At 42.7% G+C, this 18,696-nt stretch carries 17 protein-coding genes; 10 read left to right on the top strand and 7 right to left on the bottom strand.

The features are described 5' to 3' along the window. Positions 1-218: 218 nt before the first annotated feature. The 3 genes from NDJ01_RS18780 to NDJ01_RS18770 all read right to left on the bottom strand — a co-directional run bounded on the left by NDJ01_RS18780 (position 219) and on the right by NDJ01_RS18770 (position 4,477). A complete protein-coding gene (locus NDJ01_RS18780; protein ID WP_258587133.1) occupies positions 219-3,578 on the bottom strand; it encodes an ATP-binding protein in 3,360 nt (1,119 codons plus the stop codon). 132 nt (positions 3,579-3,710) lie between these two features. Next, a complete protein-coding gene (locus tag NDJ01_RS18775) occupies positions 3,711-3,917 on the bottom strand; it encodes an AlpA family transcriptional regulator (RefSeq protein ID WP_089183715.1) in 207 nt (68 codons plus the stop codon). A gap of 122 nt (positions 3,918-4,039) precedes the next feature. Beyond that, positions 4,040-4,477: an RNase H family protein gene (locus NDJ01_RS18770; RefSeq protein ID WP_258587132.1), complete on the bottom strand. Its 438-nt coding sequence runs from the start codon at positions 4,475-4,477 to the stop codon at positions 4,040-4,042. A 227-nt stretch (positions 4,478-4,704) separates the two neighbouring features. Between NDJ01_RS18770 and radC the strand changes: the two genes are divergently transcribed. The 5 genes from radC to NDJ01_RS18745 all read left to right on the top strand — a co-directional run bounded on the left by radC (position 4,705) and on the right by NDJ01_RS18745 (position 7,430). Further along, a complete protein-coding gene (radC, locus tag NDJ01_RS18765) occupies positions 4,705-5,181 on the top strand; it encodes a DNA repair protein RadC (RefSeq protein ID WP_031855499.1) in 477 nt (158 codons plus the stop codon). Then, positions 5,178-5,603: a DUF2787 domain-containing protein gene (locus NDJ01_RS18760; RefSeq protein ID WP_258587131.1), complete on the top strand. Its 426-nt coding sequence runs from the start codon at positions 5,178-5,180 to the stop codon at positions 5,601-5,603. The genes radC and NDJ01_RS18760 overlap by 4 nt, the downstream gene beginning before the upstream one ends. Positions 5,604-5,629: 26 nt before the next feature. Next, the gene (locus NDJ01_RS18755) at positions 5,630-6,058 is read left to right on the top strand and encodes a DUF2787 family protein (RefSeq protein ID WP_213963405.1); all 429 of its coding nucleotides are present in this window, start codon (positions 5,630-5,632) and stop codon (positions 6,056-6,058) included. A 209-nt stretch (positions 6,059-6,267) separates the two neighbouring features. Next, a complete protein-coding gene (locus tag NDJ01_RS18750; RefSeq protein ID WP_258587130.1) occupies positions 6,268-6,828 on the top strand; it encodes a tyrosine-type recombinase/integrase in 561 nt (186 codons plus the stop codon). A gap of 101 nt (positions 6,829-6,929) precedes the next feature. Then, complete coding sequence (locus NDJ01_RS18745) at positions 6,930-7,430, top strand: lecithin retinol acyltransferase family protein (protein WP_309475425.1); 501 nt, start codon at positions 6,930-6,932, stop codon at positions 7,428-7,430. A 248-nt stretch (positions 7,431-7,678) separates the two neighbouring features. On the opposite strand, the gene NDJ01_RS18740 is transcribed toward NDJ01_RS18745, so the two are convergent. Continuing rightward, the gene (locus tag NDJ01_RS18740; protein ID WP_258587161.1) at positions 7,679-8,137 is read right to left on the bottom strand and encodes an inovirus Gp2 family protein; all 459 of its coding nucleotides are present in this window, start codon (positions 8,135-8,137) and stop codon (positions 7,679-7,681) included. Positions 8,138-8,881: 744 nt separating this feature from the next. On the opposite strand from NDJ01_RS18740, the gene NDJ01_RS18735 reads away from it, so the two are divergent. After that, complete coding sequence (locus tag NDJ01_RS18735; RefSeq protein ID WP_258587128.1) at positions 8,882-9,958, top strand: hypothetical protein; 1,077 nt, start codon at positions 8,882-8,884, stop codon at positions 9,956-9,958. 458 nt (positions 9,959-10,416) lie between these two features. On the opposite strand, the gene NDJ01_RS18730 is transcribed toward NDJ01_RS18735, so the two are convergent. Continuing rightward, positions 10,417-10,980, bottom strand: coding sequence for a porin family protein (locus NDJ01_RS18730; protein ID WP_258587127.1), 564 nt, complete (start codon positions 10,978-10,980; stop codon positions 10,417-10,419). A 423-nt stretch (positions 10,981-11,403) separates the two neighbouring features. On the opposite strand from NDJ01_RS18730, the gene NDJ01_RS18725 reads away from it, so the two are divergent. From NDJ01_RS18725 to NDJ01_RS18710, 4 genes are all read left to right on the top strand, one after another. Beyond that, entirely contained in the window at positions 11,404-12,285 is an 882-nt protein-coding gene (locus NDJ01_RS18725; RefSeq protein WP_258587126.1) for a LysR family transcriptional regulator, read from the top strand. Positions 12,286-12,405: 120 nt separating this feature from the next. Then, positions 12,406-13,941, top strand: coding sequence for a bifunctional GNAT family N-acetyltransferase/carbon-nitrogen hydrolase family protein (locus tag NDJ01_RS18720; protein ID WP_005391488.1), 1,536 nt, complete (start codon positions 12,406-12,408; stop codon positions 13,939-13,941). A 204-nt stretch (positions 13,942-14,145) separates the two neighbouring features. Next, positions 14,146-14,733, top strand: coding sequence for a DedA family protein (locus tag NDJ01_RS18715; protein ID WP_005391489.1), 588 nt, complete (start codon positions 14,146-14,148; stop codon positions 14,731-14,733). Between the two features lie 180 nt (positions 14,734-14,913). Continuing rightward, the gene (locus NDJ01_RS18710; protein ID WP_186437868.1) at positions 14,914-16,281 is read left to right on the top strand and encodes a Na+/H+ antiporter NhaC family protein; all 1,368 of its coding nucleotides are present in this window, start codon (positions 14,914-14,916) and stop codon (positions 16,279-16,281) included. Positions 16,282-16,351: 70 nt separating this feature from the next. Here the strand turns inward: NDJ01_RS18710 and NDJ01_RS18705 are convergent, their stop codons facing one another. Together NDJ01_RS18705 and NDJ01_RS18700 are read right to left on the bottom strand one after the other, a co-directional pair. After that, positions 16,352-17,191, bottom strand: coding sequence for a 3-keto-5-aminohexanoate cleavage protein (locus NDJ01_RS18705; protein WP_258587125.1), 840 nt, complete (start codon positions 17,189-17,191; stop codon positions 16,352-16,354). After that, positions 17,182-18,513, bottom strand: a complete 1,332-nt coding sequence (locus NDJ01_RS18700) for an aspartate aminotransferase family protein (protein WP_258587124.1) — start codon at positions 18,511-18,513, stop codon at positions 17,182-17,184. Before NDJ01_RS18700 ends, NDJ01_RS18705 begins: the two co-directional genes overlap by 10 nt. Between the last annotated feature and the right edge of the window lie 183 nt (positions 18,514-18,696).

The raw sequence follows: 18,696 nt of genomic DNA, 5'->3' as shown, positions 1-18,696 counted from the left end.
ATGTTGGTTTTATTCATCAGAATTGATGGTGAGAGAATATGGGAAAATTGGGGAATCGGCAATGTGAGATAACTCAATACAAGACTGAGTGCATAGAAAAAAGACAAATCCCCACCAGTGAAAGCTGGTGGAGATTTGTTTCATAGTTATCAATGCAGTGATAGCTTCCAAACTATATTGATAATTCAGCAACTCGTAAGTGTAGAACTATTACTAACCTAAACAGGCAATGGGTCTTTGTGTTTCGTTGTACTATCGCTCTGCGAATAGTCTTTCATACTAAAATGATTCAACTTACTGTATGTTTTATCAAAATAGCGCTTGTCGGACCAAACCTGAATATCGCCGATGACATACAAGTGTTTTTTGGCTCGGGTAACCGCTACGTTCAACAAATTTGGTTTTGAAGAAGCCCAAGACGCCCCGCCACTGTTTCTTGTGTCACAACCAAGTACTAAAATGACGGTATCGTTCTCCTTGCCTTGGAAGGTATGAACAGTCCCCACGTTGTGTTTCAAAAAGTTATTAAAGTCCTTCCCTTTCCAATTCGAGTTACTCAACAGCTCAGACTTGCTACGCCTTAGATCTTCTTTCAACTCTTTTTTTACCGCTTTAAACGGTGTTATCAGGTAGATGCTGCTTAAGTCCCCATTGTGCGCTGCTAATTCGAGTAAAAGAGCTTTAACATCTTCACCCAACTCAAGTTTGTACTGTTTGAGTACACAGTCTCCTTGTGAATCATTCCATCGATTGTGTCCTAAGGCCTTATGAGTTCTTGGCTCAACATCTTTATTGTTGTCAGAGCCATGTATCATTCGATTGTTATAAGCTATTTCATTCGAAATGCTAAACATTGGTTCTATACATCGGCGATGTACCCATAACGGTATACCTATCCATTGGTTTTCACCATCCATATCTATCATACAGCCATATGGATTAACGCGATCGGCTAACGTCTGAACTGACCACTTACAAGGGTCCCACTTCTCGGATTCCTCTTGCAATTTAGATTGCATTAGGTAGTCAATAAGCTCTGGTGGGGAAGTAAACACAGGTTCGATTTGCAGAGGATCTCCAACAACCACAGCCCGCTTAGCACGAAGCAACCCACCAACCGCTGCTTGGGGTATTGCTTGCCCGGCCTCATCAATCATGAGCCAACCTAGAGATTCTGGGGGCAGCTTAGAAAACATATTTCCCAATGAAGCAAAAGTCGTCGAAACCACGGGGACAAACATAAACAGTATCTGCCAAATCGCCAGTGCATTTTCGCTACTCTTCCCTAACACAACATCATTGATTTTTCTTATCTTTGATAGAAAGGCACTCTGCTTACTGGCCTCTATCAACCAAGCCTCGTGAAGCTCTAACGCTGCCGCGTAAATGTCAGACCGTAATTCATTGATGGTTGCGTGCTGCCAGCAAGCATGCCTCTGCCTGTCATGATCCTCGATATCATCAGTAATTTCAGGTAAATGATACCCTTTAAACTCCGTTCTATAGGCATCTAACTCATCTAGAAGCTTCTTCTTTTCAAGCTCTTTAGCTTGAATATCAACCTGCTGCTGTGAAATTTTCTTTGTATATCCTTTTATCTCGATTTCTTTGGCTTCAACATCACCAACAACCGACCGGATAGCTTTTTTGACACTTTCGAATTCGCCAAGCTTTTGGGATAGTGAGGCCCTATATTGTTTATTTTTCTTAGTGTTAAAGAACCGACTAAACCAACTAGGCGTGTTCACCTTCAGTAACTCTATGGAAACTGCAATTTCTTCTTCCCTTTTTACTTCAGCGTTTCTTGTCGAATTAAGGGCATCTAACACCATAGAAAGCGAATGAACGTAGTTTTCTAGCTCATTGAGAGCTAGGTTCATTCGATGTAAATCAGCATCAAATTGATGTGCATCGAAAGTGTTTTTCAGGCTATCAAAATAGGCTAACTTGTCATTCAGTTCATGGAAACGAGATAACTTCTCGTTAAAAGTTGCTTTGGCCGTGTGAAAAGAGGGCCCGGTATAAGTTGAGCGATATTGCCAAAAGTTCAAGAAGTCTAAAGAAGGTTCTCTAAACTCTGGCTCCTTGCCTTTTTCATAGTGATATTTAAAGAAAAAGCGATCGAGAAACCTTTGCCTCTTTTTATAAGCCCCCATGGCAGCAGATATATTTCCCCAGCTCTGTACTTTGTCGTTCAAGGGTTGTAAACGACCTTTCTTCTCATCAGCACTAACTTGATTGGCAACAGAGCGAAAAAAACTGGTATTAGCGTATCTGTCAGCTATCGACTTTGCTTGAGGAAGTTCTTTTGAGATATTTTCAACGGCTGCATTGTTTGATGACGCCACAACCATTTCAAAATCAGTAAGCTCTTCAATAAGAAACCCTTCTGGACTTAATCCATCGGCAGCTTTCGAAAAAGAAGCTAATACTTTCGCTCTCTCAACAATATTTTGCGCAATTATGTCACGTAATAAGGTGGTTTTACCTGTGCCAGGAGGACCATTTACTGAGATTACTCCACCTGTTTTTAGCTCCTTGAAGACGGTATTGATAGCAAACTGCTGCATTAAGGACATGTTATGAGCAGGCTCCGTCAGCCACCTTCCTTCTGGTGTTTCTTTGGGGCTCAGGTGATTATGAATCAACGGAATCGAATCGTTTGTATACAGGTCGACATGCTTATGATCGGATTGCCCCAGATACGTTTGAAGGGGCTTGCTGCTCCTGCCAGTAGAAACCGCATTAATGGCACGTTCTATATCTCGAATGTAAAAGCTGTTCAGGATGGGTAACTGAGATTCGTCATCGCTAGGGTCATCTTCATTATCGTCTTCAGCTTTTTCTGACTTGTTTTTATTCTCCAAAAGGTTGTCTGACTTCGCCTCGTACTCATAAAAAGCCATCTGAAGCGGGTAAACCTTTGAATTATCTGAAAGCAATAACTCCTGATTGGAAATACCAGCCCATTGATAAAGCCCTTCAATCAAGTTCATTAGGCTTTTCACACAAAGAGTATGTCTTCCCTCTGAGCGAGGATGGCTAGGCAAGGTTGTTTCCCACCGCTCCACAAACTCGTTAAGGTCCTCGCAGCGACTATCAAATCGTTCCTGAGATATCGTCCCTGCCCTTCCCCCGAGTAACTCGGCTAAAGCCCAAGGTAGTGTGCTTACCGAAAAGGTATCGAGCCGGGGAGTACCAAACTCATCCAACATCAATTTGGCAAAGCAAGACGCCCCTTCATTGTCTCTTCTTTGCTCTATCTCTTCAGAGAAGCAATCCTCCTGGCGGTTGGTAGAAAAATACTCTGCAACTTTTTTATCTATCGCCGATTTATCGAACAAACCTAGATATAGGGTATAAACACACTTTTTTCCTGGAGTAAGGCCGAGCTTGTCACGAGCCGCGGGATTTAACCACGGAAGTAGGTAATTACCGTGCGACTGCAACTCGTGACCAGCCACGTTTACTGGAGCAATTTTACTGTCGTCTTTGTCTGGTACCGAGTAGGCTTGAAAAAACTCCACTAAGTGCCAGGACCTCAAAATATTAACTAAGCTTTCTTTTCTATTCTCCACTAGCCAAAACCTACAATACCATCAAACATCATTAATTTACGATGATATACAGCCTGATTGCATAAGGCGATAAAGAATGCCAGAAGAATGATAGAGTGTGACGGCTCCCTCTGAAAACAAAGCGGCACTGAATCACCTTAAAGCTAAACACTCCTCCATCCACTCATCTACTTCACTTTCAACCCAAGCTACTGCCCTATCCCCTAGGCTGATGGACTGAGGAAATTGATCTTCATTCATTTTCCGGTAAATTGCTGAACGGCTTAGTGCTGTCTTTTCCATTACTTCTTGTAGTTTTAGAAATCTCATGGGACGTCCTCCTATGTCATTGGTTCCCATGGGATTGACTTGCACATAAAAAAATACCGTTTTGTCCCTGTGGTTTGTTTGCAAAGCTATAAAATTCGATAACGGCAAATATGAATCACTTGCTGGCAGTACCAGCAAGTGATTCATTGTCCTTACAACTGACGTTTCGTCGCCAGGAGAGCGTATCTATAAGCTGCATCTTTTCCTGCTGAACAGGCAGCGACTTTTCTCACCTCAACACGCTTCTCCGCGCTTCTTTCATCCACCAGCCGCCAGAGCTCTGCATTAGCTATCGATTCTTTATTTGCTTTACGCCAATCTCGTCGCTTCCAGCCATCTAACCACTCATTAAAACCCTTGACGCAATAATTGCTGCTTGAATAAATAATATCGCCATCTCTCGCACGCTTTAATCCAAAAGCAAGCGCCGATAGGTCTAGATAAGCTTGGTCTGTGACATAGCCAACAGGCTCCCAATCTTCATCATCAATACATCCATCAGCATCGAGTGCTATGTACGCAATACCACCAACAAGACGACCTCTTTGTTTTCTCACCATGGCCGCTTCTACATAAATTTCCATACTCATTGTCATACTCTCCAGAGACTAAAAAGCCGACACATTCTTTGATTCGGCTTGGTTGTTAATAACTTGCTTTACAGCTATTTCTACATAACAACGGCAAGTAAGTTATTTTTTACCTGTCTCTAGGCACGCTTGCGTTCTCCCCACCAGCCCTAGCAAGCCTGATTTAAAACCCTTTCAGACATATTTCATCAGTACGCATAACCAAACAGATAGTCTAAGGAGCCCTTATGCGTACCCCAAATACTGACCATGACTACCCCTTTGAGATTTCAGAACTCAATGAACTGCTAGAGCGTGCAGCCGAGGCGCTGGCTGTGAAATACAAACGTGAAGGCACGTTCACTAACCCAACCAATGTCAAAGAGTATTTAAAACTCAAATTAGGAGCACATGACCGCGAAGTGTTTGCCGTGATGTTTCTTGATAACCAACATCAATTGATCAGCTTCGAAGAGTTGTTCTTTGGCACGATTGACGCCGCTTCGATTTATCCCCGTGAAGTATTAAAAACGGCACTAAACCACAACGCTGCCGCGGTGATTTTTGCCCACAACCACCCTTCCGGTATTGCTGAGCCTAGCCAAGCCGACAAACGCATTACTCAGCGACTTATCGACGCTCTAAAGCTCGTGGATATCCGTGTCTTAGACCACATCGTCGTTGGTGAAGACTGTGTCTCATTTGCTGAAAAGGGATTGATATGAGTGAGTTTATTGTTTTCGGGCTTAATGATGAGCTCGTTACTCCAATGCATTGCTTTCTTGATGCCCTGCTATTGGACAGCACCATTCCTAATACAGTTGAGCGTTTGGCGTTAAACATTCGCTCTCAAGAAACAGACCAACGATTTCAGCCCATTGAAATTCAACTAGAACGCACATCCAGTGATTCGCCCTGGCAGCTTCGCTTTATCGCCACCTTTGATGTTGTCGTCACAGGCTCGCCACAAAAAGAGTTATCGCTGTATTTCAACTTCGCGGGTTGTTGGTTCTATCACCCTGAAATTAAGCAGTGCAGCTTACAACGGCCAGAAGTACAAACCTTACTCGCCAGCTGGCTTAAAGCAGTCACTCGCTCGCTCATCGCACACTCTGCAATCTCAATCGACATTACCCCCATTCGCTAATCTCCATTTCCCTCAAAGAGGTCACTATGAATCAAGCTGCTAACCTGGCTATGTTCGCATGCAAGCGAGCCAAGCCTTCACACCAACTCAAAGACTTAATCAAACGCTCTATTCATGATGTTAATTACCGAGGACGGCTAACTATCCGATTTAAGGACACCAGTTACCACCCGAAAGATGGAGGGTTTCATCCTGTCTCTATCACTATCGATATTAAAGACAGCCATATTGCCATTAGTGAGATAACGGACCGCGTTTATGTGGGCGACGAAATACCAGAACTGGTTCCCGACCTTACTTTTGATTTTGCTAACAACGTCGCTTTCGCGCGCTTTAGCGGCTGGCTGGGCATGCACCTACAAGAAACCACGGAGCTGTATGAAATGTGGGAGTGCAACTTTCTAGCTTATGTAGCAATGGACGCTTACAACCAAATTCAGATTAAGTGTGGCTAACAACCAAAGCCAATCCACTTACTACCCCAGAACACTCCCCTTCCCTTACCAAATATTCAACAAAACCACCCGCATAGAGCTAAGCCGATGTCTGCTTCCCATATTGTTAAAACGGGAAGCTTCAATCCCTTATTGCACAAGGGTTTCTTGATATCGTCTGCTCTGTGCTTCCCAAAACATCCTTCTACAGACAAAAAAGGAAGCAGATTATGGCTGAGGTACAAGCAATCAAAGACGATGACACCATACGTCTGGTTGGACATTTACTGAGTATTCGTTGTAATCCACAAATGGCCGATGTGTGGCATATCGGATTAAACCTAGCACTGCGGATTTCTGATTTGTTATCGATCCGCTTTGAAGACATTCATGGTGACCGACTTATTATTCGTGAAAGTAAAACTGGCAAGCTGGCAAACATTCAGCTCAATACCAAAGCGCAGCAGCATATTGCTAGATTAAGGGAGCAACATCCCGACCACATTTACTTGTTTCAATCCTACCGATGCCAACAGTTGAAAAACAAACCACCCCAGCCAATCACGCGACGCGCCGTGTCTATGGCATTTCAACAGGTAGGCCAAGAGCTAAATATTGCGTTAGGTACTCATTCGATAAGAAAGACACGAGGCTACTTTCTTTACCAATCTACAAAGGATATAGGCCGTGTCATGAAAATGCTTCGTCACACATCTGAGGGCGTCACGCTTCGCTATATCGGTATCACTCAAGATGAAGTCGATAAAGACTTTGTTTCTCTTGAGCTTTAAGCCTGGTCATTTAGTGAGGGAGCGGGACCGCCAATCCCTTATAAACATTAGGCTCAGAGCCCTTTTGAGTTTCGTCATTATTATATTTGAGAGCAAATAACATGAATCCATATCACGCAATAGGAAGCTTTCTAATTGGCAGCTTATCGAAAAGCTTAATCCAAAATTTATTCTGGAAAACGAATAGCCCAGTAAGAGGTAGCATTGTGTATTGCGATCTCGCATTTGGATATGCTGAACATTCAGGTGTCTACGTGGGAAATGGACGTATCATCCATCGTAATGGTAAAGGTCTTATTGAAGCCGTAACAATTCATCAGTTCCTAGCTGATACTACAGCCCTTTCCATTTACGTGAGCTGCAATGCTCAAGGGAGAGCAATTGGCAGCGAGTTTACCGCTCAAATTGCAGAAGCCATGCTTGGTGTGCAAACAGACTATTCCCTGTTAAATGAAAACTGTCATCAGTTCTGTAGCTACTGTCTAAGTGGTGACATCTTCTCAAACACCTTCACATTGACTCAGCTTAAACGTGACACTCGTACTCACATTCAAGCGAGTCAGTGGCGTGTATGGGATGTAAGGCATCGTCACAAAGGATAAGCAGATCATCTTTCTCAACCATCCAGGTCTGATTACTGCACTCCATATCAGGCATTTTTGTCATTGCTCTTTCATCGCATCAAAGGCTAGTTCTCGCTAGCCTCATTACGTATCAACTCAAAATCACCTAATATTCACTGAGCTCTGTTAATCTAGTTTTCATCCACTCAGTGACATCAGATTCCAACCACACCGCAGCTCTCTCCTCAAAAACTACGGCGATTGGCACGTGATAAGAATTTAAGGCCTTAGCCCCTCTTGATCCTGCTACATCCAAATGAGCGTATCCCTTCTCCAAAATTCTTCGTCTCTCTTTTGGCTAAATAACACATTCGGAAAAGTAAGTCGTCGTAGTTACTCTTGGTGTCAGGCCTATTTTGTACGACTCTGAAGTAATTATTCTTAGGGGGAAACTGAACTAAGCCTTTCATACCACAGTATGAAATTCCTAAAGCGTCAGACCATGCTTCTTGTAACAAGATTGCTAAGCTTTTTTCTGGCTCAAGACTGGTAGAGTAGTGACCTAGAGTTCGGAAGTTTTCATAACTCAGTAGAATAAACATATGATAGTGGTCATTATTACTACTATCCCTTTCTCTACACCATATATTGAAAACCTTATTTCCCTTCTTGATATGATGAACCCTGGCCTTTCTCTTTATTCTCTCTTTTAAAGTAACATCAACCTTCTTCTGAAATATCCTTATAAACCTTGATATATATCATACATCTCTATCCTGCTTAAATCCTTCAGGAAACCGTAAAATAAGACTAAAAGAAAGAACCCTGTTATGTTCACTTGTAACATAATCAAGAAGTTCTTTTGACCTTGTCAAATAAGGTTCATAATATTCTCTTTTTTTATTCAGCTTTATATCGTGAAAGTACCTACCCTGATAAACCTTCGGCTCTCGTATCCTTTTCTTTGTATTCATTCTTATACCTATTCGATTTACTACCTCATAGGTTAGGTATCTTGGTAATAATTTATAGGTTGTGAATACTGCTTAAGAATGAAACATATATAACTATATACCGACGGTTTACGAGCGAAACCAAACCGAACCAAGCCAGCGGCTTTAGAGCATTTTCAACGCTATAAGCTAATTGAGCAGCCTTTCCAATTATTTCCACCAGAAGCATAAGAAAGAGCTGTGTTAAAGATAAAAAAGTATAACTATCAGTTTCCAAGAAAATTTAAAAACACTTTAAAAATAAAATCAATCAGACTAAGATAATATCAATTTCTCTTGATTAAGTTTTCTTAGCTCAACTTTACAACACAACTGCTAAGCCCTACTTAAGTCACAAAAAACAGCAAAACCCACCAAAAAACCAACCAAAAACCAACCAAAAACCAACCAAAAACCAACCTGATAGCGTAAAAAACTCTCCTAAATATGATATATTTCCTACTATATACCAACAAAAAACTTCACTGAGAGTAAGAAATGGTCCACAATCGCTACCGAGAACTAATAAAAAACTCGACAACAGAAGATCTAAAGAAATATATAACCATCATCGAAACAAGATCTAAAACTAATGAAAAAACAAAAGATTTAAATGAACGTAACAAACCTCAATTAGAATTCTTATTAAAAGAATACATTAGTGAAACATTAGATATAGATAGAGAGATTTTAGATTCTGGCAATTTGAATGAAGAAGAAATAGATGCACTAGGGAATTTTATTGATAATATCTTTTCACTATCGAAAAGTATAAGGAGTGACCTCGATGATTATATTGGCTGGTTACATCAACAGCCAAGAGCTCTTTACTTTTTCCTTGTAATGATTCGCGCCTTAGTAAGAGATGGTTCTGAGAATCTTCGTTATCCTGTAACTAGTATTTCTTTTGAATCAGGTCAACATGATTTAGGTACCGGTATAGATTTAGATTTAGATTTAGATTTAGATTTAAAAAACTACAGAAGTTCTCGCAATCAAACCCGCCATCTAAAGCCTTTAGCAAAAATATGCCCAAATAAAAGCCTCTCAGCTTACAACAACATAGTGAATACTCTAGAGTTCATAATCATATCAATCTCTTCACAAGAGCGCAGGAAAACATACCAATTACTTCAGGATTTAGAACAACTTCATACTACAGTCTTTAATAAAATAAATACGAATAAAAATGTCTTTCAAACAAGCAATAGCAATTTAATAAGCTGGTATTACCGTAGCTTAACCAAAGAGTTCCCGGCGCTCGGTCTCTCTGTAACAGAGAGCACCGATAAGCAAAAGCAAACCATTTTGTGTATCTTTGATGTGCTTTGCGCTACCACAGAGCCAAACCAATTTACAAAACTGGAAGCAAAACTAACTGAGAGATTTGGCAGAAAAGAAAGAGAGCTCAATAAAAGCAAAGATACTAAAACCAGCAAAGAAGAAAAAACGCTAACATTTAGTGAAGCTGACTGGGACAAACTGAGCCAAATTGCAGGTAGTCAGTCTAAAAGCCAGATCAAGGCGAAGCTAAAGGAGTTGATCGATAACGAGCTACTGAGCATTGAGCTTTAACCTGCAGATACTCTCGACGATATACTTTAAGCAATACAGATTAAAATGGCCAAAGATCGTCTTATCATAACAGATTTAGGAACCATAGTAGTAACCACTTTAAAAATCAAACCATTGATTTAACTTTAAAATCAAAAGCTTAAACTATAAGTTCAACTTACGCCAGCCCACCAAACGTTTGGAAAAGGCCACCTTCGGGTGGCCTTTTTTGTATCTGCTATCCGTACTTATGTTGCAACAGTACACGATCTACTTTTACGATGTTACTTTCTATTAGTGCACGGCTTCTTTTATAGCCTATAGAAAAATAAGCAGACGATCTCTAATAATCAACACTTCCAACTTTATAAATATTTTATTCATTAGTAATTTTATGCAGATAATTAAATCTCTTAAAAAATAAAAATGCGAAGCCATTTAGCTTCGCATTTTTATTGGGTTTAACATGGTTAACAATATTAGAAGCGATATTCCACACCTAGCGATGCTTGGTTAAAATCAGTTTTTGTGCTTGCACCATTCGCTACGTTCTCTGCATTCAGTTCTACGTCGTACCACATATATTCTGCGTTAACTAAGAAGTTATCAGTAACTTTAAAACCAACACCGGCACCAGCGAATACACCTTCGTCATCTTTGTTGCCTTGGAAGCCCGCAACGTTGTAATCCGTCGAGTACCACATTTGACCGCCTTTTGCGTAAAGATCGACACGATCAGCAATAGGGGCTGTAACTTTTAGTGCTGCGGTGTAACCGTCCGTTTCGGCATTTGCTAGGTTATTACCATAGCTACCAAAATCAATGTAACCGCCCTCTAACGCTAAGTAAGGGTTAAAACGGTAACCAACCAAACCTTGAATAGCATCGCTGTCATCATCAAAGTCATCTTGTCCATCAACTTTTAAGTAACCATAGCTGGCGCCGACATAAACACCATGATCTTTGGAGCCCGCTGCGTGAGATAAAGTACTAAACGTTGCTAAAGAAAAAAGGCCAATCAAAGTAACAACATTGCTTTTCATTTCGTTCTCCTAATATAAGTGCCATTGAAAGTTCGAATTATACAAAGCAAATGCAATGCCAATTTTAATTTAATGAAAACATCTTCTACTTTATAAAAAATTGACATTATTTTGAAATTAGAACAACAAAACTAAAAGTTATACCGTTTTATTTACCTTGATAAAACAATATTAATTTTCTGTAAATACTAATGATGTAAAACATTCTATTTTATTTGTAGTTTTTTCAAAAGATAGGGGGAATCAATAAACAAACCCCTATCATCAATTATTTACATACCCATTATATTTAGGATTCTTAATTTTTGATCTGGATTCTTTATGAACGAGTAAGGAAGGTAATCACACATCGGCTTTTTCTCTCTTTGCTTCAATAGGTAAATCTCCTACTCTGTGAAGAGGCTATCTCCATGGGACTGAAGTATGTTAAAAGGCAGTGAGTACCCTTCTATCCGAGCATTGAGGACGTTTGTCGCGGTTGCAAATTACCTCAGCTTCTCTAAAGCGGCGGATGCCCTATGCATTACACAAAGCGCAGTAAGCAAACAAATCGCCGCGCTTGAACAACTAGTGGGTTTACCTTTAATACAAAGAGGCTCGAATGGTATTGAGTTAACTGAGGAAGGAAAACGCTACCTACCGCAAGTCACAGAAGCACTAGAACTTATTCAGAATGCAACCGCCAACTTAATCCAATCAGATTCAAAGCAAGAATTGCTCACCGTGGATGTTACTCCTTCTTTCGCTAGCCTTTGGTTGGTGCCTCATATTGATGACTTCCACCAGCGACATCCCAATATCCGTATAAGAATCTGTACCGGAGATGGGAACATCAAAGGTTCAAGCGGTGAAAGCGACTTGCATATTCGTTGTCTTCCATTGTCCACGCATTATGAATACAGCCACTTGCTATGCGAAGAAATACTACTATTGGTCGGTTGTACTAACGCTCCTGCACTCAAGAGTGTGCACGCTGTTAGCGACTATCCGTTGATACCTCAAATCACTCGCCCTCAGTTGTGGGAGCAATTTAAGGCTGCACATGCAGTAGAATCAACCGTTACCTATCACTCTGTAGGCTTTGAACATTTTTACCTAGCTTACGAAGCCGTCAAAATGGGAAAAGGACTCGCCTTACTTCCTGATTTTATGGCGCAGAATTCTATTTTAAGAGGGGATATCCAACGTATTCTTAACCTATCTTTACAGAGTGGTTATGGTTATTACGTGATGATCCCAAATTATCGCCTATCGGCTAAGAAAGTGGCGGCGTTTTACGAATGGTTGAAGAGCAAACTAAGCTAATATTGTTTTCTTGAAATGCTTTTGGTAACCCAAAACAACTCAAAGACTTCAGTATCTGTCTGCTCCAAATTGTGGCATTCTCATTAACACTGTTTCAAAAGGATAAATGGATTGAAAGATATGGACAGCAATTCGCCCAAACTCTCATTACGTACCATTGAGCCAACGGATTACCCTGAGCTTGCAGAACTAATGGACTTAGTGTTTCCTGATGTTGGCGGCTCATGGCCACGGCTGACAATTATGGATCTCATTCATCAGTTTCCTGATGGCCAAATCTGTATTGAAGATAACGGCAAAATAGTCGGTGCAGCATTAACCATTAAAGTGGACTACAACCGCTTTTCTCTTCCTCACCTGTATACCGACATCATTACCGAAAACAACGTCATACAGAATCAAGTAACCGGTGATGCAATGTATGGTCTCGATGTATTTGTCCACCCAGACTATCGAGGGCTACGTTTGGGTCGACGTTTATATGATGCGCGTAAAGAGCTTTGCCGTAGTAAAAACTTCAAAGCCATTTTAGCCGGTGGTCGCATTCCTAATTACCACCAATACGCAGATGAACTGAGCGTTGCAGAGTACATCGACAAAGTAAAACGCCGTGAGCTTCATGACCCTATTTTGTCTTTTCAGCTTGCTAACGACTTCGATGTAAAACGAATTATGCGCGGCTACTTACCAGAGGATAGCGCTTCTAAAGGTTACGCGACACTGCTGGAGTGGGATAACTTTTTCTACGAAGAGGATATTCAATCCGTACACGATGTAGAAAAAACGCTGATTCGGATTGGTGTCGTCCAGTGGCAAATGCGCGCGATGAATGACCTAGAGGATTTGCTCGATCAGGCTGAGTTCTTCATCTCTTCTCTTGCGAACTATAAAGCCGATTTCGCCCTATTCCCTGAGTTCTTTAACGCACCGCTGATGGGCTTGCAAAACGACAAAAATTCCGTTGAAGCAATCCGCTTTTTGGCTAGCTTTACAGAAGAGATCAAAAACCGTTTCTCGCAGATGGCGGTCACCTACAACATCAACATTATTGCAGGCAGTATGCCCGTTATCGAAGATGGCAAACTGTATAATGTGGCCTACTTGCTGCAACGAGATGGTGAAATCAACGCTCAATATAAAATCCACATCACGCCTCATGAACAAAGAGACTGGGTGATCGACGGTGGTGACAATGTTCAAGTTTTCGAAACCGATGCGGGCAAAGTCGGCATACTGATTTGTTATGACAGCGAATTCCCTGAATTGGGAAGAATGTTAGCAGAACAAGGCGCACAAATTGTATTCGTTCCTTTCTGGACGGACACAAAAAATGGCTACCAACGAGTACGAATTTGTTCCCAATCGCGAGCCATTGAAAACGAATGCTATGTTGCAATTGGTGGCAGTGTCGGTAACTTACCTCGTGTTGATAACGTGGACATCCAGTACGCACAATCTGCCGTATTCTCACCGTCGGATATCTACTTCCCGCACGATGCGACCTTGACAGAAGCAAGCGCCAACACCGAAATGATGATCTTCGCCGATGTTGATTTGACTAAGTTGAAGCAACTTAATACCGAGGGTTCAGTAACCAACTTACGTCACCGACGCCTTGATTTGTATGGCGCATTTACTAAAGCTAAAGAGTCATAAAGGTGTGCCTTATTCGTCGCCACACGGGAGCGTGGCGGCGAATAAAACAAGCAGCAGATTGATTCCGCACAATAATCAGAGGCATGTCAGTTTTTCTCAGCGGTAAGAAACAAGAATTGACCCAGTAGGACATTCGGAGTATCACTCCAACTTCGTTCCGCTTTTATTAGGGGAAAGCTTTTGGAACACATTAACGAACTTCTCATGTCAATGAAGCCTTTGCTCGAGCAATACGGCTACTTGGCGCTGATTGTCAGTATATTTCTAGAAGGGATAGGTGTACCGATGCCTGGTCAATCGCTGATGATCGCGGCATCTTTGCTCTCTTCAGAACAAGTCATGAACCTAAGTATGGTTATGATGGTATCGTGGCTAAGCTGCTTTTTTGGGAATACCTGTGGTTACCTAATCGGGTATTACTTTGAAGGCTGGTTGGATAAAAAAGGCTATATCTCTGGCCCGAAGATGCAAACACTTCAACTGACTATCCAGAAATACGGCCCTACGTGCTTGGTCGTCAGTCGCTTTATTGAAGGAATGAAGCAATTTATGCCTCTTGCGTGCGGTATCGCGAAAATGCCACGTAGAGAGTTTTTGCTCGGTAACGCCCTCGCGGCGACGGTTTGGGTATTGGTATTCAGCTTGTTAACTCACTTTGCATTTGAACATTTAAGCGTGTTGAGCAACCTGTACACCGAATACAAATATCTGGTATGGGCATTTGCTGCTGTCTTATTTACGTGGATGGTTTTAGGTATTGTTAAACGCAAAAAAGCCAAATCAATGCAATAACGACAGCCTCTTCATTGGCGCATAACTAAAGCTCGTGGTATCAGTGAGATACGTAATACGAGCTTTTATCTTTTTCTTTACGTGCAAAATTTAAACAGCCATTTAGACGTCTAGACGTTGACAATGCGTAAATGTGATATTAGTCTGCTCTTCTCTCTTATTATTAACATTGTCGTTTACATGTCCGGTTCCCAACAAACAACTAAAACAGTTGCACCTTCTGCGGTCGCACTGATCCCATTGATTGTATTCCTTGCGCTGTTTATTGGCGTAGGCACTTACTTATCTTTGCAAGGCGTTGAATTTGCCTTCTACCAGCTGCCTGCACCCATCGCGGTATTACCAGCCATCATCATTGCGTTTCTTTTAAGTAAAGAGAAACTTAACCGCTCAATCGAACACTTCATGCGTGGTGTTGGCCACCCAGACATCATCGCAATGTGTATGATCTATCTGCTTGCTGGTGCTTTTGCTGCGGTAGCAAAAGCCTCTGGCGGTGTTGATGCAACGGTGAACCTTGGTTTATCCGCAATTCCAACCAGCATGATTTTGCCGGGCATTTTTCTGATTTCTGCTTTTATCGCAACAGCGATGGGCACTTCGATGGGTACTATCGCAGCCGTTGCCCCCGTAGCGTTGGGGATTGCTGAATCAGCAGGAATGAGCTTACCGTTAACCGCAGGCGTTGTGCTGAGCGGCGCTATGTTTGGTGATAACCTTTCTATCATCTCTGACACCACCATCGCGGCGACACGCTCTCAAGGTTGTGAGATGAAAGATAAGTTTAAAGAGAACATTCGTATTGCTTTGCCTGCGGCGTTGATCGCGATTGCAGTGTTCGCTTTCAACAGTACAGCGACTCAAGTGCCTGCAACTGGCGATATTGAGTGGCTAAAAGTCTTGCCGTACATCACTATTTTGATCCTAGCGGTATCTGGTGTGAATGTGTTTGTGGTTCTGTCGATTGGTATCCTTTTGGCTGGCGGCGTGAGCTTGGCATCGATTGACAATTACGGACTGACTAATCTAGCCCAAGACGTTTATAAAGGCTTTGGTAACATGCAAGAGATCTTCTTGTTATCCATGCTAATTGGAGGTTTGAGTGAACTGATGCGTCGTCAAGGCGGTCTTGCTTTCCTAACCAATTTCGTTAGCAGCCTTATCCACGCGTTTGGCTCTAGCCACTCTAAGCATGCCAACAGCCGCGCGAGCGAGCTAGGTATCGCTGGCTTGGTGTCGATGGTCAATGGCTGTACGGCGAACAATACAGTCGCAATCATTGTATCGGGCAGCGTTGCGCGCCAGTTGGCGGAAGAGAACAATGTCTCTCCTCGCCGCTCAGCAAGCTTGTTAGACATTTTCTCATGCGTGGTGCAAGGCGTGTTGCCTTACGGCGCTCAAGTATTGCTGCTAGGTTCCGTATTCAACCTATCGCCAATTGAAGTAGTTGCTAATTCTTACTACTGCTTTGCATTAGCGATAGCGGCTGTTGTCGCGGTATTTATCAAACATCCCGCACGTCAACCTGTAGTGCAAACTGAGAACTAGCGACAAATACCGAAAAGGCTCCGATGGAGCCTTTTTACTTTCTTCTTTATTTTCCTTGCCGCGAACAGATTTACTTCAAAACTGAACGCAAACTTTGCGCACTGTGTAAAGGAATCGCGAAGTGCCTAGCCACATCGCGTAGAGCTTCCACCTGAGCCGCATTACTGATTGCTAACTCGCCTGTCACATCGAAGTGGTTGTTCTCAAACCCCACTCTCACATCGAATCCAAGTAACATCGCACTCGCTAAACAATCTTGCTCTCGCGCGCCAAAAGCACAAATGGCACATCGAATTTCTTCCTCGACAAAACGCGCCAAATTCAAGCCTCGTAAATCCCATGTCGAAGACTGTTGAGCTTGGTGATAACGCCCTAAGACCACTAATGCATGCTGATGCACTTTAGGTAACACGCCTGCATCACGCAGTTGGAAATAACGTTCAATGTCGGTTGCATCGTAGAGAATAATTTGGCTCACGATGTTGTTTTTAGCCACCCAATGGAAAAAGGCATGCCCTTCTTTCTCACTTGCGCGATCGGGGATTAACTCCCTCAATGCGAAAGAAACCGCTTCTGGTTTCACAGCTTTAACTAACGCCCTCTGTTGTGACGGAGAATATAAACCCACCGCCTCTGTGGTGAGCTGAACCATCATGTTTTCTCCCACCGCTTCTTTCACGGCATGGTAAATTGCCATGTTGTCATCGATGTCTAATGAATGACGTCCGTTGGCGTCTCTAGCATGCAAATGGATCATGGCAGCCCCTGCTGTTTGACAAGCGATAGCCTCTGCAACCAGTTCGTCTGTTGTCATGGGTAAGTTGACGTGATCATGCTTGGTTTTTCTTGCGCCGTTTGGAGCCACGATAATGGCGATAGGTTCTCGCAAATATTGGTTTGCTACTTCCATGTCTCCGCCACCTCTTTTAACGTCAGTGAGAGTTTGCCGACTAGTTCATCAATATGGTGAGGCTGAACAATGAAAGGCGGTGCGAGCAAAATATGGTGCCCATTAACGCCATCAATCGTTCCGCCCATTGGGTAGCACATTAAGCCATTTTCCATTGCTCGCTGTTTGATGCGTTTGTCTGCCAATGTGGTTTTACTCAGAGGCGCCTTGCTTTCTTTATCCGCCACCAGCTCAATGCCAAAAAACAAGCCTTTACCACGAATGTCGCCAATGTATGGTAAATGGGCCAATGCAGAAGTAAGCTCATTACGCAGCAAAGCACTTTGCTGATTCACCGCCGTTAATAAATCATCTTGGAAGATGGTTTCAATGGTTGCCACTGCAGCAGCGCACGCCACAGGGTGCGCCATAAAAGTATGACCGTGTTGGAAAAAACCGCTTCCATCAGCAATAGCTTGATAGACTCGATCATTCGCAACCACCGCGCCAATAGGTTGATAACCCGCACCAAGCCCTTTAGCCATACAAACCAGATCGGGCTCTGCCTCTTCTTGCTCAAACGCAAAAAAACTGCCACTTCGCCCAACGCCACACATGACTTCATCCAAGATCAATAACACATCGTATTGGTCGCATATTTCGCGAATACGTTTGAAGTAACCTTGAGTCGCTGGCACAGCTCCAGCTGTGGCTCCCACAATAGGCTCGGCGACAAAAGCCATGACATTGTCAGCCCCCAACTCAAGAATTTTTGCCTCTAGCTCATTCGCCGCTCGCAATGAGTAATCCAATTCCGACTCATGACTCTGCTGATAACGATAAGCATAGCAAGGGGCAATGTGATGACTCGGATGCAAGATAGGTTTGAACGGTTCACGTCGCCATTCATTACCACCGACCGCCAGAGCCCCCAACGTATTGCCGTGATAACTTTGCTGACGCGCGATGAATTGCTTCTTCTCTGGCTTACCTGATTCCACAAAATACTGCCGCGCCATTTTTAGTGCCGACTCCACCGCTTCTGATCCGCCACTGACTAAATACACATGGTTGAACTGCTCAGGCATACGCTGACAAATCAATTCCGCTAGTCGCTCACTGCTGTCACTAGTAAAAAATCCAGTATGAGCAAACGGCACTCGCTCGATCTGTTCCAGCATGGCTTTTTTAACGGCTTGATGACTGTGGCCAAGGTTTGATACCGCAGCGCCGCCACAAGCATCGAGATACTGTTTCCCTTGTTTATCGAATAGATAAACACCCTCACCTTTATCGATGATTGGTAGCGTGGCATGGCAATGACGGTGAAATACGTAAGACATTTGAGTCCCTTCCAATGTGTAATATTTGCACACATCATCAGGAACAACCCCAAACGTGACAAGGGAATAAATTTCACCCTCTATGAGCTTTTGGAATACCACAAACCAAAAGCACCAAAGCCTTTGATATTTAAATAATAAAATAAAAACAGGCCAGCTTTTTCAAAGGCTGGCCTATGGGTA

The organism is Vibrio sp. HS-50-1, assembly GCF_024747315.1.
Lineage (GTDB): Bacteria > Pseudomonadota > Gammaproteobacteria > Enterobacterales > Vibrionaceae > Vibrio > Vibrio diabolicus.
This window is presented reverse-complemented; position numbering and strand designations above follow the sequence as displayed.

Coding starts and splice junctions, on each gene's coding strand:
- NDJ01_RS18775 (WP_089183715.1), bottom strand. CDS start 3,917: ATGGGAACCAATGACATAGGAGGACGTCCCATGAGATTTCTAAAACTA.
- NDJ01_RS18770 (WP_258587132.1), bottom strand. CDS start 4,477: ATGAGTATGGAAATTTATGTAGAAGCGGCCATGGTGAGAAAACAAAGA.
- radC (WP_031855499.1), top strand. CDS start 4,705: ATGCGTACCCCAAATACTGACCATGACTACCCCTTTGAGATTTCAGAA.
- NDJ01_RS18760 (WP_258587131.1), top strand. CDS start 5,178: ATGAGTGAGTTTATTGTTTTCGGGCTTAATGATGAGCTCGTTACTCCA.
- NDJ01_RS18755 (WP_213963405.1), top strand. CDS start 5,630: ATGAATCAAGCTGCTAACCTGGCTATGTTCGCATGCAAGCGAGCCAAG.
- NDJ01_RS18750 (WP_258587130.1), top strand. CDS start 6,268: ATGGCTGAGGTACAAGCAATCAAAGACGATGACACCATACGTCTGGTT.
- NDJ01_RS18745 (WP_309475425.1), top strand. CDS start 6,930: ATGAATCCATATCACGCAATAGGAAGCTTTCTAATTGGCAGCTTATCG.
- NDJ01_RS18735 (WP_258587128.1), top strand. CDS start 8,882: ATGGTCCACAATCGCTACCGAGAACTAATAAAAAACTCGACAACAGAA.
- NDJ01_RS18730 (WP_258587127.1), bottom strand. CDS start 10,980: ATGAAAAGCAATGTTGTTACTTTGATTGGCCTTTTTTCTTTAGCAACG.
- NDJ01_RS18725 (WP_258587126.1), top strand. CDS start 11,404: ATGTTAAAAGGCAGTGAGTACCCTTCTATCCGAGCATTGAGGACGTTT.
- NDJ01_RS18720 (WP_005391488.1), top strand. CDS start 12,406: ATGGACAGCAATTCGCCCAAACTCTCATTACGTACCATTGAGCCAACG.
- NDJ01_RS18715 (WP_005391489.1), top strand. CDS start 14,146: ATGTCAATGAAGCCTTTGCTCGAGCAATACGGCTACTTGGCGCTGATT.
- NDJ01_RS18710 (WP_186437868.1), top strand. CDS start 14,914: ATGTCCGGTTCCCAACAAACAACTAAAACAGTTGCACCTTCTGCGGTC.
- NDJ01_RS18705 (WP_258587125.1), bottom strand. CDS start 17,191: ATGGAAGTAGCAAACCAATATTTGCGAGAACCTATCGCCATTATCGTG.
- NDJ01_RS18700 (WP_258587124.1), bottom strand. CDS start 18,513: ATGTCTTACGTATTTCACCGTCATTGCCATGCCACGCTACCAATCATC.